General features: G+C 73.9%; 10 protein-coding genes and 1 tRNA gene. 3 read left to right on the top strand and 8 right to left on the bottom strand.

Going from position 1 to position 13,875, the window contains the following annotated elements; translation table 11 throughout:
• Positions 1-28: 28 nt before the first annotated feature.
• The 3 genes from ACFU0Y_RS12060 to ACFU0Y_RS12070 form a co-directional block, all read right to left on the bottom strand.
• Entirely contained in the window at positions 29-2,155 is a 2,127-nt protein-coding gene (locus ACFU0Y_RS12060; protein ID WP_380214760.1) for a fructose-specific PTS transporter subunit EIIC, read from the bottom strand.
• Between the two features lie 64 nt (positions 2,156-2,219).
• The gene (locus ACFU0Y_RS12065) at positions 2,220-3,194 is read right to left on the bottom strand and encodes a 1-phosphofructokinase family hexose kinase (RefSeq protein WP_380214761.1); all 975 of its coding nucleotides are present in this window, start codon (positions 3,192-3,194) and stop codon (positions 2,220-2,222) included.
• Entirely contained in the window at positions 3,191-3,982 is a 792-nt protein-coding gene (locus tag ACFU0Y_RS12070) for a DeoR/GlpR family DNA-binding transcription regulator (protein ID WP_380214762.1), read from the bottom strand. The genes ACFU0Y_RS12065 and ACFU0Y_RS12070 overlap by 4 nt, the downstream gene beginning before the upstream one ends.
• A 306-nt stretch (positions 3,983-4,288) precedes the next feature.
• Between ACFU0Y_RS12070 and ACFU0Y_RS12075 the strand changes: the two genes are divergently transcribed.
• Positions 4,289-4,744 (top strand): DUF3817 domain-containing protein, encoded by a 456-nt coding sequence (locus ACFU0Y_RS12075; protein WP_380214763.1) that lies wholly within the window; start codon positions 4,289-4,291, stop codon positions 4,742-4,744.
• Positions 4,745-4,846: 102 nt separating this feature from the next.
• Positions 4,847-5,449: a TIGR03085 family metal-binding protein gene (locus ACFU0Y_RS12080; RefSeq protein ID WP_380214764.1), complete on the top strand. Its 603-nt coding sequence runs from the start codon at positions 4,847-4,849 to the stop codon at positions 5,447-5,449.
• A gap of 70 nt (positions 5,450-5,519) precedes the next feature.
• On the opposite strand, the gene ACFU0Y_RS12085 is transcribed toward ACFU0Y_RS12080, so the two are convergent.
• The 3 genes from ACFU0Y_RS12085 to ACFU0Y_RS12095 form a co-directional block, all read right to left on the bottom strand.
• Positions 5,520-7,571: a L,D-transpeptidase family protein gene (locus tag ACFU0Y_RS12085; RefSeq protein ID WP_380214765.1), complete on the bottom strand. Its 2,052-nt coding sequence runs from the start codon at positions 7,569-7,571 to the stop codon at positions 5,520-5,522.
• Positions 7,572-7,590: 19 nt separating this feature from the next.
• A complete protein-coding gene (locus tag ACFU0Y_RS12090; RefSeq protein WP_380214766.1) occupies positions 7,591-8,232 on the bottom strand; it encodes a hypothetical protein in 642 nt (213 codons plus the stop codon).
• Positions 8,233-8,385: 153 nt separating this feature from the next.
• A complete protein-coding gene (locus tag ACFU0Y_RS12095) occupies positions 8,386-9,441 on the bottom strand; it encodes a glycoside hydrolase family 26 protein (protein WP_380214767.1) in 1,056 nt (351 codons plus the stop codon).
• 299 nt (positions 9,442-9,740) lie between these two features.
• On the opposite strand from ACFU0Y_RS12095, the gene ACFU0Y_RS12100 reads away from it, so the two are divergent.
• Positions 9,741-10,937 carry a PP2C family protein-serine/threonine phosphatase gene (locus tag ACFU0Y_RS12100; RefSeq protein ID WP_380214768.1) on the top strand — a complete coding sequence of 399 codons (1,197 nt, stop codon included), beginning with the start codon at positions 9,741-9,743 and terminating at the stop codon, positions 10,935-10,937.
• On the opposite strand, the gene opgC is transcribed toward ACFU0Y_RS12100, so the two are convergent.
• Together opgC and ACFU0Y_RS12110 are read right to left on the bottom strand one after the other, a co-directional pair.
• Positions 10,924-13,371, bottom strand: coding sequence for an OpgC domain-containing protein (gene opgC, locus ACFU0Y_RS12105; protein ID WP_380214769.1), 2,448 nt, complete (start codon positions 13,369-13,371; stop codon positions 10,924-10,926). The two genes, ACFU0Y_RS12100 and opgC, sit on opposite strands and share 14 nt — an antisense overlap.
• A gap of 297 nt (positions 13,372-13,668) precedes the next feature.
• Positions 13,669-13,745 (bottom strand) — tRNA-Thr (locus tag ACFU0Y_RS12110).
• Positions 13,746-13,875: the final 130 nt, after the last annotated feature.

Below are 13,875 nucleotides of genomic sequence, written 5' to 3' on the forward strand. Positions count from 1 at the left end.
GGCCCCTGCCGGGGCCCGTGCACGTCGCTCAGGCGGTGGTCGGCACAGCGGCGGCGTCATCGCTCGCGCGGGTGGCGTCGGCCACCCGCCCGTGCGCTCCGCCCACGTGCTTGAGGGCGACGACGACGACTGCTGTGACCACGGTACCGACAACCACCGCGAGCAGGAACATCAGCGGGTTGCCGATGAGGGGCAGAATCCACACGCCGCCGTGCGGCGCCGGGGACAGCGCCCCCGAGCTGAGGGAGATCGCCCCGGCCACGGCGCCGCCCACCATCGTGGAGGGCAGCACGCGCAGCGGATCGGCGGCGGCGAACGGGATGGCGCCCTCGGAGATGAAGGAGGCTCCCAGCAGCCACGCGGCCTTGCCGTTCTGCTGCTCGGCCACCGTGAAGTAGCGCTTGGCGATGAGCGAGGCCAGGGCCAGGCCCAGCGGCGGCACCATGCCCGCGGCGATGACGGCGGCCATGATCTCCTGCGGGGCGGTGTTCGTGGCGGTCGCGGCGCCCAGTCCGGCCGTGGCGAAGAGGTAGGCGACCTTGTTGATCGGTCCGCCCAGGTCGAAGCCCATCATGAAGCCGAGGATCGCGCCGAGGGCCAGCGCGCTGGCCCCGGTCATGCCGGCGAGGATCCCGGTCAGCCACGCCATGAAGAGGGCGATCGGCCCGCCCAGGACCACCAGCAGCAGGCCGCAGGAGAACAGGGTGGCCAGCACCGGGATGATGACCACGGGCATCAGCGAGCCGAGCCAGCGCGGCAGCTTCGGCTGGGAGAGCCAGTACGCGGCGAGACCGGCCAGCAGACCGCCGACGATGCCGCCGAGGAAGCCGGCGTCCATGAAGTTGGCGACCAGACCGGCGGCGAAACCGGGGGCGATGCCGGGACGGTCGGCGAGACCGTAGGCGATGTAGCCGGCCAGGGCGGGAACGAGCAGCCCGATGGCGAGGGCGCCCATCTTGAACAGCACGGCCCCGATGTACTGGACCGCGGTGGCGTCCCCGAGGTTCCACAGGGTGGAGGCGCCCAGGATGTCGTCGGCGACGTTGGCGATGTCGGCACCGGCGACCATGAAGCCCAGGGCGATGAGCAGACCGCCCGCGGCGACGAACGGGATCATGTAGCTCACACCGGTCATCACGGCCTTGCGGATGCGGGTGCCCCAGCCCTCGCGGCCGCCCTCGGAGGCGGCCTCGTCGGCGGCGCCGCCGGCGGCCCCCTGCACGCGCTTGGCGTTCGGGTTCCCGGCGTTGGCGAGGGCCTCCTCGATCATGACCTTCGGCTCGTCGATGCCGCGCTTGACCGGCGAGGCGACGTAGGGCTTGCCCGCGAATCGGGACCGGTCCCGGACGTCGACGTCGGTCGCGAAGATCACGGCGTCGGCCGCGGCGATCGTGGCGGGGTCAAGCTTGGTGAAGCCGGCGGAGCCCTGGGTCTCGACCTGGAGGTCGACCCCCATCTCCTCGGCCGCGTAGGTCAGCCCGTCCGCGGCCATGTAGGTGTGGGCGATGCCGGTGGGGCACGCCGTGACGGCCACGATCTTCTTGCCGGCGTGCGACGCCGCGCCCTCGGCAGGCTCCGAGGTCTGCGCGGCGGGCGCCGGAGCGGCACCCGAGCCCTCGTGCTTCCCGTCGACCGACGCGGGCACCGCCGCGGCGGACGTGGCGCCGGCGGCCCCGGCCGTGGTGGCGCCCTCGGCGCTCCCGCCGAGCCCCAGGGCGTCGTCGACGATCCGGACGATCTCCTGCTCGGAGTCCGCGGCGCGCAGGGCGGCCACGAAGTCCTTCTTCATCAGCGAGCGGGCCAGCTTGGCCAGCAGCTTGAGGTGGGTCTGGTCGGCGCCCTCGGGCGCCGCGATGAAGAAGACGATGTCGGCGGGGCCGTCCTTGGCGCCCCAGGGGACGCCCTGCGGGAGGCGCGCCATGACGAGCGTCGGCTCGAGCACGGCGGTGGAGCGGCAGTGCGGGATCGCGATGCCGCCGGGGATGCCGGTGGCGGTCTTGTTCTCGCGGGCGATGGCGTCCGCCAGCAGCCCGTCCAGCTGCTCCGCGCGCCCGGTGCGCTGCACCAGGTCGGCGAGCCGTCCGATGACGGTTTCCTTGTCTGCTCCCAGGTCCTGGTCGAGCGAGACCAGGTCGGGAGTGATGAGCTCGGACACGGTGTCCTCCTTGAGCGGCCGGGCCGGTGGCCCGGGTGGTTCGGATGAGGTGGGGTGGGTCGGTTCAGGTCGAGACGGCGCGTGCGGGGAGCTCCCGCACGGTGACCGCCCCGGGGGTGGTCTCGGAGAGGGCGGGGACCCGGGTGCCCGGCAGCGCGGCCGCCGCGGACCCGGAGGCCACGGCCTGACGCAGGCACTCCGGCGGCGCGTCGCCGCGCTCCTGGGCGATGACGTAGCCCGAGAGCGAGCTGTCACCGGCCCCCACGGTGGAGCGCACCGCCACGGGGGCGTGGACGGCGTGCCACGAGCCCGCCGGGACGGTGAGCACCGCCCCGCCGGCGCCGAGGGTCGTGAGGACCGCGCCCAGGCCGCGCTCCACGAGCGCGGCGGCGGTCGCGGCGGCGAGGTCGGGGTCGGCCTCGAGCCGTTCGCCGTCGACCTCTCCCACCAGCTCGGCGAGCTCCTCGCCGTTGGGCTTGATGAGGTCGGGCAGGGCGTCGTCGCCGGAGGTGGCGCCTCGCAGGGCCGCCCCGGAGGTGTCCACGGCGAAGAGGGGCGAACGCTCCCCCAGGGCCGACCGGACACGGCGGACGATCACCGCGTAGACGTCCTCCGGGGCGCCGGGCGGCAGGGAGCCGGCCAGGACCACCCAGGAGGCGTCCGCGCCGCGGGCCACGAGGAGCTCCACGACGGCGTCGACGTGCTCCGGACCCAGCGGGGCGCCCGGGGCGTTGATCTTGGTGGTGGTCCCGTCCGGCTCCGTGATCGTGATGTTGGAGCGGATCGGGGCGCCGACGGGGACCGTCTCGTGTGGGACCCCGGCGGCGGCGAGCTCCGCCAGCAGCGGGTCCCCGGGATCGCCGGGCAGCACGGCCAGCGTCGGCACGTCGCTGGCGCGCAGCGCCCGGGAGATGTTCACGCCCTTGCCCCCGGCGTCCTGCCGGGCGCCGTCGGCGCGCTGGACGGCGCCGCGGCGCAACGGCGCCGGGAGCTCGACCGTGCGGTCGAGGGACGGGTTGAGGGTGACGGTGAGGATCACGCGATCACCACCTCGACGTCGGCCTCCTCGAGGGCGGCGGCCAGGTCGGGACCGGGTGCCCGGTCGGTGATGAGGGTGTCGACTTCGTCGAGCGACGCGAAGCGCATGAGGGTCTCCTGATCGTGCTTGGCGGAGTCGCAGAGGACCACGACCCGGCGGGAGGTCTGGATGATGGCGGTCTTGACGACCGCCTCGATGGGGTCCGGGGTGCTCAGCCCGAACGCGGCGTGGATCCCGTTGCAGCCCACGAACGCGAGGTCCGGGCGCAGCCGGGTGTAGTGCTCCGCGGCCCGGCCGCCGGCGGCGGCCCAGGTGAGCTTGCGGACCCGCCCGCCGACCAGCTCGAGCCCGATGCCGGAGGCGTCGGCGAGCTTGGCGGCGATGTGCAGGGCGTGGGTGATGATGAGCTGCTCCTGCCCGTCGGGCAGGGTCGAGTCGGTGCGGACGATGAGATCGGCCAGGGCCTCGACCGTGCTGCCGGCGTCGAGCACGACCGCCCCGGCCCCGCTGGTGCGCAGGAGGTCGAACGCGGCCTGCGCGATCCGCCGCTTCTCGGGGGTGTTCAGGTGCTTGCGGGACGAGATCGCCTTCTCGTCGGACGTCGACTGGTCCGCGGAGACGGCGCCCCCGTGCACCCTGCGGAGCTTGCCCTCGGTCTCGAGCGCCGCGAGGTCCCGGCGCACCGTCTCCATCGTGACGTCGAAGCGGCGCGCCAGGTCCGCGCCGTTGACCCGACGGGTCGTGAGCACCAGCTCGGCGATCTCGGCCTGGCGTTCTTCTGCGAACATGACGTGCACCTCACGAACGGGACGGCGGATTCTTCTTGCGTTCCCTTGAGTTTATGTGAGTTCGTGTGGTTTTACCAGGGGTTGTGGTGATCCACTTCACGAAAGGCCACATTCGACGACGGCGCCCCTTTCCTCCGGGGACGGCCTGCCTCTCCGGCCGGCCGGCGACCGGCCGCCGGCGCCGTCCGTCCGCGACCGGCGGCGCGGATATCATCCTGGTGGCGGAGGACGGACGTGATCCCGTGCCCTCCCGACCTCGACGACGTCCCAGCACCCAGCGACCCCGACGGACAGGAGAGCACCCCCATGACACCCCGTGAGCTCTACGGACGGTTCGCGCTCGCGGAGGCGGTGACCTGGACGCTGCTGATCCTCGGCATGGTCCTGAAGTACTCGGGGGTCTCGGAGCTCTTCGTGCCCGTCTTCGGCACGGTGCACGGGATCGTGTTCCTGGGGTACTGCGTGGTGACGTGCTTCGTCTGGGTGGACCAGCGGTGGTCCGCCGGCTTCGGTGCCCTGGGCCTGGCCAGCGCCGTCGTCCCCTGGGCCACGATCCCCTTCGAGCGCCGCGCGGCGCGCACGGGCCGGCTCGCCGGCGGCTGGCGACTGGCCCCCGGCGGCGAGAGCCCCTCCACCGTGCTGGAGCGGCTGGAGTCCTGGTCGCTGCGCAGCCCGTGGCTGGCGGCAGCGGCCGGTGCGGTCGTGGTCGCCGGTCTCACCTCGGTGCTCCTCTACCTGGGTCCCCCCGTGCCCCGCGGCTGAGCCCGGCCGGCGCCGCGCCGGTTCCGGGCGGGCGCGCGCCCGGTATAGCGTGGGTCGCAGGACGGCCCCGCCGACCGACGGCGGTGCCACGAGGAGGATCCCGTGACCAATTTCGCCAACGTCGAGCGCCGGCACCTCGCCGCGCTCCTGCGCCGACTGGGCCCCGACGCCCCGACCCTGTGCGAGGGCTGGAGGACCCGGGAGCTCGCCGTGCACCTCGTCCTGCGCTCCGGGCGGCCCGACGTCCTCGTCGGCCGGGTCCTGCCCCGGGTGCCCGTGCTCGGCGAGCGTGCCCGCCGGGCCGAGCAGGCGGTCGCCGGCCAGCCGTGGGAGGAGCTCGTGCGGAAGGTGGAGCACCCCCCGCTGTACTCGCCCGCTCGACTGGGAGCGGTGGACAAGCGGATGAACACCGTCGAGTACTTCGTCCACCACGAGGACGTCCGCCGCGCCCAGCCGGGCTGGCACGAGCGGCCGCTGCTGCACGACGAGGAGCAGACCCTGTGGCGCTCCCTGACCCTGACGGCCAAGGTCGTGCTCAAGGACGAGGAGGACACCGTGGTGCTCATCGCCCCGTCCTACGGCGCCGTGCGCGGCGGCCGCGGCCGGACGGGGACCGTGCGCGTGCTGCGCGCCGTGCCGAGCGAGCTGGTGCTGTGGGCCTTCGGCCGCCGGGAACAGGCCCGGGTGGAGCAGACCGTGGAGTAGTCCGTGACCCGCACGGACGACGGAGGGGGACCGCGCGCCGCGCGGCCCCTCTCCTGGTGTCCCCGGTCCGTCAGCGGAACAGGTCCGCCCGCACGCCCATGATGATCCGGTCACCGGGCCGCGCGGTGCGCATGTACCGGGCCACCTCGTGCTCGTGCAGGGCGATGCAGCCCGCGGTGGGCTTCTTGTTCGCGTGCAGGAAGATCGCGAAGCCGTTGCCCTGGACGATGGAGGAGTCGGGCGGGCGGTTGTAGTTGATCACCACGCCGAGCCGGTAGTCGCCGGACAGCGAGAAGTACCACATGTTCTCGTCCGGCCAGGTGTAGCCGGTCGACTCGAAGTACTTGTTGTAGAGCGCGCCCGGGCGCCCGCCCCACCGCGAGCTCGGGTTGAGCTGCCGGTAGGGCAGCGCGGTGCCCGGGTTGTAGACGCCGAAGGACTCGGTGACCGAGTAGGAGCCCTGCGGCGAGTAGAGGTACTGCGTGTGCCCCGAGGGGACCCCGGGCCGCTTGAAGCCGCTGGCGCCCACGTAGGCCGACGTCCGCCACTCCTCGACGTAGCTGCCGCCGATCCGCACGCAGTTGACGAACGTCGCCTGCGAGCGCCCGTAGCCCTCGGCGATGGTCAGGGACACGCGGGCCGCGTTGCGGGTCGGCTGCACGGAGCGCCCGGTGTTGAGGTGGTGGCACTCGCCGCTGTACAGGTGCGTCCGGGTCCCGGCGGACCGGCTCCAGGTGACGAGTCCCCGCTGGAACTTCTGGTGCACGGTGCCGGTGCCGACCTCGTCCGTGACGGGGTAGCCGAGCGTCCCCCGCTCGCGGCCCGTGGCGATCCACCGCAGCCCGATGGCGCCGTTCGTCTTGACCGCCCGCGCCCCCGTCCCGGAGCTCCAGTAGATCGTGTGCGCCTTGGTGAAGGACTGCCGGCACCCGCCGCCGGCCAGCCCGCAGACCTCGTCGGTCGTGGGATAGCCGTAGCTGCCGGCCTCGCGGCCGCCGAGGATCCACTTGTGGCCGATCGCACCCCGGGTGTGCACGATCCGCGCCCCGGTGGACGAGCTCCAGTAGATCGTGCGGTGGGCCGAGAACGACTGCCGGCACCCGTCCCCGGCCGGCCCGCAGGACTCGTCGTCGACCGGCCAGCCCAGCGCCTCCACGCCGCCCGTGGTGCTCCACCGGTGGCCGATCGCGCCCCGCAGCTGCACGAAGTGCGCGCCGTGCGCCGCGGACCACAGGACCACGCCCTTCTCGTGCGGCCACTCCCAGCCGCCCTTCCAGGGGCGCATCCCGGCGGTCGGCTCCCCGGTCCGGGAGCCCGCGCGGACCGCGGCGGCCTCCAGGGCCTGCCGGACCCCCGCGGGCACGTCGGCGGCGGCCGCGGCGGCCGCCGCGGTCCGCGAGGACTCCGTCCCCGAGGTGGCCGGCCGCTCCTCGACGGGCTCCGCGGCCGAGGTGGGCTCGGCGGTCGGCTCGGCGCCGGACGACGGCTCCGCGGCCGGGGTGGGCTCGGCGGTCGGCTCGGCGGTCGGCTCGGCGCCGGACGACGGAGCGGCACCGGGATCCGGAGCGACCGTCAGCACGGCCCGGGCGGTGGCCCCGGCGGTGTTCACCACGGAGTAGACCACCTCCACCGGGCGGATCCCGGCGGGACGGCCCTCGTTCGGACGGGCCCGGTCCTGGTGCTCCGGTGCGGACGTGAGGGCGAGAACCGGGTGATCGGGCGCCTCCCACCCCGCCGGCAGGTCGGCGGGTTCCGTGTCCGGGCCCACCACGCGCAGTGACCCGAGGTCCGTGTCCAGCACGTCGACGAGCTGGTCCTCGGTCTCCGGGACCGCGGGGTCCACGAGCAGCAGCCGCACCGCGGAGGGATCCTCGAGGCCGTCGTTGGCCAGGACGTCGACGAGCGAGGTCCCCGCCCCGGCCACGGTGGACCGGTCGTCCACCGGTTCGAGCCGCACGGCCGCCGCGACGGCACCCGCCGCGGGTCCGGGTGTCGTCGTCGGTCCGGTCGAGACGCCGGGGACGGGCGCGGACGGGGCCGCGGACGCTCCCGGGGCACCGGCGAGGACGACCGCGAAGCAGGCCGCGACGGCGGCGGGGAGACGCAGAGCTGAGATCTTCATGGGGGTCCCTTGCTGGGCTTCAGTCGGTGAACTCGACGTAGTGGTCGGGGGTGGTGTTGTCGAAGACGCGGACGGCCAGGTCGGCGTCGTGCGCCGCGGAGAAGGCCACCTCGAGGGAGGCGCTGTCCCCGGGCGCGATGGTCGCGAAGGTCTCCATCGGCACGCCCAGCGAGTCGTCGAAGACCGGGGGCGCCGGCTCCCCGCCGTCGACGGCGACCGGGAAGGACCACGGCACGGCGTCGACCGGGGTGCCGCCCGTGTTGGTGAGGGTGAGCGTGAACACCTGCACCGGGGTGCCCGGCGCGGCCCGGACCGGGCGCTCCCCCGTGGTGCCGGGACGGGGGCCCGTCACCACGGCTTCGAGGGAGTCGCCGAGCCGCTGGGCGGCGCCGAAGGAGCCGGCGGCGTCCCGGGTGGAGGTGGTGTCGTAGGGGGCCACGTCGTTGCCCGACGGCGCCGGGCTCCCGTCCGGGGCCTCCGGCGCGGCGTCCCCGGACGCCGCGGGCGTGGGGCCCGTCGAGGCCGCCGGCGGGCTCGCACTGGACGCCGCGGTGGTGCCGGGCTCCTGGCCCGGGGCGCACCCCGCGAGCACGACGACGAGCAGCGCCGTGCCGAGGGGCCCGAACCGGCGGCCGGGCGGTGGACGGAAGGCAACTGCCATGGGGGACTCCTCGACACGGTCCTGGGGGGACGGACCGGTGCCACGCCGCCGCGGGCAGGGCGGTGGCGCGGCGTCGGCCGTGGGGGTCACGCTACACGCGCTGTTTGCTTTTGTGACTCCCATGACACCGTGTGGCGCACGGCGTCCCGGTCGTCACGGGCAGGGGCGCTTCGCGAGCTCGGCGGACAGGGCCTGGACCGAGGCGGTGGAGGAGTTGATCCGCCAGTCCACCTCCTTGTCGAGGTGGAACCAGACGAGGCCCGTGACGTCGTGCTGCTGGGCGAGGTAGTACACCAGGTGGGCGTTCCACTCGGCCTTGGACCCACCGGCCTCGGCGCTCGCGGTCTCGGCGATGACGATCTCCTTGCCGGGAGCCAGTCGCCGCATCTCGGAGAGCCCGTAGGCGAAGAGGTCCCACGGCTGCTGCCAGCTGGACCAGCTCTGGGAGGTGCCCCAGTTGTAGCCGTCGAGGGCCACGACGTCGACGTAGTCTGCGCCGGGGTAGAGCCCGTCCAGGGGCGTGGAACCGTAGTAGGGCACGTTGGGGTTCCACACCCACTGGACGTTGTCGGCGCCCGCGCGGGTGAAGATGTCGTGCACGTGGCGCCAGGCGGCGACGTAGTCCCCCGCGCCGTTGCCGTTGACGCCCTCGGCCCACGGGTACCAGTTCCCGTTCATCTCGTGGCCGAAGCGCAGCATCACGGGGGATCCCCAGTCGGCGAGCCGGGTCGCCCAGTCGGTGATGTGGGCGTCGTGGACGCCTGCGGCGATCGCGTCCAGGGAGTGTGCCGGCTGGTCGACCCCGCCGCCCCAGATCCACGGCTCCCAGGTCAGCAGGGTGACGGCCCCGGACGCGCGGGTCTGTTCGAGCTCCCAGTGGGGGACGGGCTGGGCGAAGTCCTTGTAGGAGAGGACGATGGAGGGCTTCTCCCCGGCCAGGGAGGCCACCTCGGCGAGCTCGGTGGAAGCGGCGGGGCCACCGGCCGTGCCGACGCCGAAGCGCAGCGGGCACGTGCGGATCCGGGGCTGGGCCGGGGCCGCGGTGACGGACCCGACCGGTTTCTTCGCCGCGGCGAGCGCCGCCGGTCCGGTCGGGGCGTGGACCGAGGGCCCGGCGTGGGCCGCCGGGACGGCCACGAGCCCCAGGGACACGGCGGCGGCCGCCGCCGTGAGGGAGCGGCGGAGACGGGACGGAGCAGGAGCAGGCATGGGGGGGCCTTCCGAGGGGGTGGTCGCTCCGCCGACGGTGGGCGCGCCCGGGGGGGGGTGTCGGACGGAGCGAGAGGAATGAGCGAACGCAAATTAGCACCTGGGGGGCAGCCTCTCCCCCACGCCCCGGCCGGCCACGTCATATGTGCTGACCGGAGCCGATGTGCCTGCGTCACGAACCGCCGTTCCGAACTGCCGTCCCGTCCTCTCCGGCCGCGCTGCACGCCCGGTGGCTGCGGCACGGCGGCCCCGGTCCGGTCCCGGCGCCCTGACCCGCAACCGTTGAGTAGGGTGATGGCATGCCCCTGGAGCTCGCCGATGCCGCCGCCCGCCGGCGCGTGCACGCGCTGCACGCCCTGAACGTGCTGGACACCCCCCGGGAGCAGCGCTACGACCGCATCGTGCGGCTGGCGCAGCGCATGTTCGACGTTCCCATGGTGGCGGTGAACCTCATCGACGCGGACCGGCAGTGGACCAAGGCCGAGGCGGGACTGGACGGGCTGGAGAACACTCCCCCCGGTGACTCGATGTGCCGCCACACCGTGGAGCGGCCGGGCGCACTCGTCGTGGCCGACACCACCGCCGACGACCGGTTCCGCGACAACGTCTTCGTCCGCCGTGATCCGCACGTGCGGTTCTACGCGGGACAGCCGCTGGAGGCGCCGGGGGGTGAGCGCATCGGCTCCCTGTGCCTGCTCGACACGCGCCCTCGCACCCTGGACGCCGAGCAGCGGACGCTGCTCCGGGAGATGGCCGCCTGGGTGGAGCGGGAGCTGGCCCTGCAGCACGAGCTGGACCGCGCCGCCCAGGTCCAGCAGGTGCTCATGCCCCGCACCGCGCCCCGCCTGGACGGGTACGAGCTGGCCGGCCGCTGCGTGCCCACCCAGGCCATCGGCGGGGACTTCTTCGCCTGGCACCTGCTCGAGGACCGGCAGCTGCAGCTGCACGTGGCCGACGTGATGGGCAAGGGCATTCCCGCGGCGCTGATCGCCGCCTCGGTCCGTGCGATGCTCGTGGGCGCGGCCCAGTTCAACGACCAGCACCGGACCTTCGCCCGGGTGGCCCTGGCGTCGCAGCAGCTGCTGTCCGACACGGGCGCGTTCGTCACCGCCTTCTCCGCCCGGCTGGACCCGGCCACCGGGCGGATCGACTACGTCGACGCCGGGCACGGTCTCGCGTTCGTCTTCTCCGCCGGCGGCTACCGGCGTCTGGAGCGGTCCGGTCCCCCGCTGGGCGTCTTCCCGGACGACACCTGGGACCTGCGCAGCACCGTGCTGGCGCCGGGCGAGACACTGGTGGTCGTCAGCGACGGGTTCCTCGACTTCTTCCCCTCGCTGGAGGAGACCCTCGACCGGGCCGTCGGGGCCGAGCTGCACGGCCTGCCCGCCACGGAGCTGGTGGACCGGGCGGTCGCCTTCGCGCGGGAGCAGGGGCATCCCGACGACGTCACCGTGGTGGCGCTGCGGCGCACCGCACCGCGGCTCAGCGGGGAATGAGCCGGAACAGGAATCTCGTCCGGACCATGACCCACAGCAGGCCCAGGACCACGACGTAGGCGGCGGTGTTGAGCCACAGGTTCCCCTGCTGGAGAGCGGGCACGTTGGCCACGGCCAGGATCAGGAACACGTGCACGACGAACACGTAGAGGGTGGCCTGCCCCAGCGGGACGAGGAACCACCCGAGCGTGCGCCGGAGGGGTCTCCAGTAGGCGCTGAGCACGGTGTAGCCGGCGATCACCACGAGGAGCACGTTCACCAGCCTGCCGATCCCGAGGTAGGTCCGCCCGAAGAGGGCGTCGTAGACCGTGCGGAACGTCGACTCGGGCAGCAGGGCCAGCCGGACGTCGTAGGCGTTGGTGAGGTAGGGACTGGACCAGGCGAAGAGCGCACAGACCAGGGTCAGCGCGAGACATGCGGCCAGCGCGGGCCGCCGCCGGCGGTGGGAGAACCAGGCGACGACCTGCCGCCGGCGGTGCCCCGCCACCATGCCGACGACGAACAGGACCTGCCACACCAGCAGGGGGAACGAGTCCTCGAACTGGGACGGCAGCAGCCGGACCCGGAACACGGTGCCCACCGTGTAGAGGGCCAGGCTGATCGCGAGGACCAGCCACGCGCGCCCGCGCGCCAGGGCCGCCAGCACCAGGGGGCTCACGAGCAGCAGGACCACGTACAGGCCCATGATGTTGAACTGCCACGGGCCGATCTGGAGCAGGAACAGGGACGGGATCAGGTGGGCCGGCACGGGGAACTGCAGGAACCCCTCCATCCCCGAGTAGAGGTCGTAGGTGGTGCCCGCGGCCCCGGCCCCGGCGGCCCCGGTCCCCTGGTCCGTGAACGTCGTGACGGCCCCCGCGTCCAGGAAGGGCAGCAGGCTGAGGCCGTAGACGGCCAGTACCACGACGAGCGCGGTCACGTAGAGCTTCCAGGCCCGCGAGGCGGTGCGGTCCACCACCTCGCCGAGCTCGTCCTTCGCCCGCGGGCCGTACACCATGCCGAGGACCGCCCCGGAGAGCAGGACGAAGAGTTCCGCCCCCGAGACCACACCGATCGTCTCCTGGGTCAGCAGCTGGAACACCGAGGTGATCCCCACGTGGTTGACGACCACGAACACGATGGCCGCTCCGCGCAGCATGTCGATGCGGACGTCCCGGCGGGAGGGGTCCGCGTACGCCCACGCCCTGGCCGGTCCGCGGACCGCCAGGACCCAGAGGAGCAGGCCCACCGCGGACACGGCCAGCGCCACGCCCCACGCGGCAGGACCCTCGAGCACGGACCCCTCCGCCGCCGGGCCGGCGCCCGGGAGCTCGACCGGTGCTGCGACCGGACCGGTGACCAGGCCGGATTCCTGGAGCCGGGCGCCGGCGGCCGAGGCCAGCCCGGGGTCGGCCGTGACGCGCCAGTCGACGGTCACCGCGCCGTCGTCGCGCTGCTCGACCGTCTCGTTCCACACGACGGCGCGGATCCGGTCGTGGTCCCCGGCGGAGGCCGTCCCGAGGACCTGGTCCCACCAGGCCTCCTTGACGTCCCGCTCGGACGGGCCGTCCGTCCTCGGGCTGTAGAACGCGCCGGTCTCCACCATGAGCGGTTTCGCCCGCGCGACGGCATAGGCCGCGTAGAAGTCGTCCTCCGCCGCGGCTCCGGCGTCCCCCGCGGTGCCCAGCAGGGCGCTGAACCGACCCGCCGCAGGCAGGACGTTGCGGGCCGGACCGCTGCCGGTCTCGTCGTGATAGGCGACCAACCCCACCCAGTCGACCACGTCGTCGCCAGGGTAGTAGGGACCGTAGGGGTCGTCGTCGCCGTCCCAGACCCCGTCGCCGCTGGTGTCCAGGACTGCCAGGTCGTCCTCGCGCGGCGGAGAGCTGGACGCGTCCCGGAAGGGGTAGTCCGCCCCGGCCGTGGGCGACCACACCATGACCGGGTCCTCGAGCTCGTCGTCCAGGGCGCTCGCCAGCGTCCGGAACGCCTCGGTGTACGCCCGGGGCCGCTGGCCCCACGAGATCCAGGAAGCGTTCATCTGCGGGGCGAAGCGGACGAAGACCGTGCCGGGGAATCCCTCCGCGGCGTCCGCGATGCGACCCGCGAGAACGGCCGCCTGCGCCTCGTCCACCCGGTCCAGCGCGATCTCGGGACGGACGGTGAGCAGGGCGTGGGCGCCCTGCTCGGAGATCTGGGAGAGGTAGTCCCGCAGGTGGCCCTGCTCCTGCACGCTCATCGGCAGCGGAACGGGCCGCCCGTACACGGCCGCCGGCGCGCCCAGGCGCTCGGCGTGGCCCGACGCCGTGTCCGCTCCCCAGTCGAGCAGTGCTCCCAGGTACGGCCCCTGCGGCTCCTCCTCCGCCGCCCGCACCGCCCCGGAGGGGACGAGGAGGAGCGCGAGCAGCAGCAGGACGAGCACCGCGGCGGCCGGGGGGCGCAGACGTCGCCGCACGATGGGAAGCAGGGGCCCTCCAGGGTCGGTCCGCGTGGGCGTCGCCCACGCACGGGGGGACCGTCGCCCGGGATGCCGGAGGGTCGGGGGCCCGCGGCGGACGACGGACGACGCAGGGGCATGGCGCTGCCCCGCGCGTCCCCCGATATCATCACGGACCGGCACCGGACGTGCGGAGGCTCGGTTCCGTGTCCCCGTCGGCTCTGCTGCAGAGCGCCCCGGATGCCGCCGGCGGCGTGAGATCCCAGCGCAACATGTCACGTCATGAGTGGTCGCGCCCGGGAAGGCGCGAACCGGTGGAGCCCCCTACCGGATTCGAACCGGTGACCCCCTGTTTACAAGACAGGTGCTCTGGCCAGCTGAGCTAAGGAGGCGGACCGGCTCGTCGACCGCACGCGCACGGCCGGGCAACCGGACCTCCAGGATATCGGACGCGCCGGAGGACCCCGAAATTCCCGAACACCGGAGGGAGCCGCACAGCACGACGGCGCCGCGCCCCGAACC

Origin of the sequence: Kocuria sp. NPDC057446 (assembly GCF_042802875.1) — a bacterium.
GTDB lineage: Bacteria > Actinomycetota > Actinomycetes > Actinomycetales > Micrococcaceae > Kocuria.

Coding starts and splice junctions, on each gene's coding strand:
- ACFU0Y_RS12070 (WP_380214762.1), bottom strand. CDS start 3,982: ATGTTCGCAGAAGAACGCCAGGCCGAGATCGCCGAGCTGGTGCTCACG.
- ACFU0Y_RS12075 (WP_380214763.1), top strand. CDS start 4,289: ATGACACCCCGTGAGCTCTACGGACGGTTCGCGCTCGCGGAGGCGGTG.
- ACFU0Y_RS12085 (WP_380214765.1), bottom strand. CDS start 7,571: ATGAAGATCTCAGCTCTGCGTCTCCCCGCCGCCGTCGCGGCCTGCTTC.
- ACFU0Y_RS12090 (WP_380214766.1), bottom strand. CDS start 8,232: ATGGCAGTTGCCTTCCGTCCACCGCCCGGCCGCCGGTTCGGGCCCCTC.
- ACFU0Y_RS12095 (WP_380214767.1), bottom strand. CDS start 9,441: ATGCCTGCTCCTGCTCCGTCCCGTCTCCGCCGCTCCCTCACGGCGGCG.
- ACFU0Y_RS12100 (WP_380214768.1), top strand. CDS start 9,741: ATGCCCCTGGAGCTCGCCGATGCCGCCGCCCGCCGGCGCGTGCACGCG.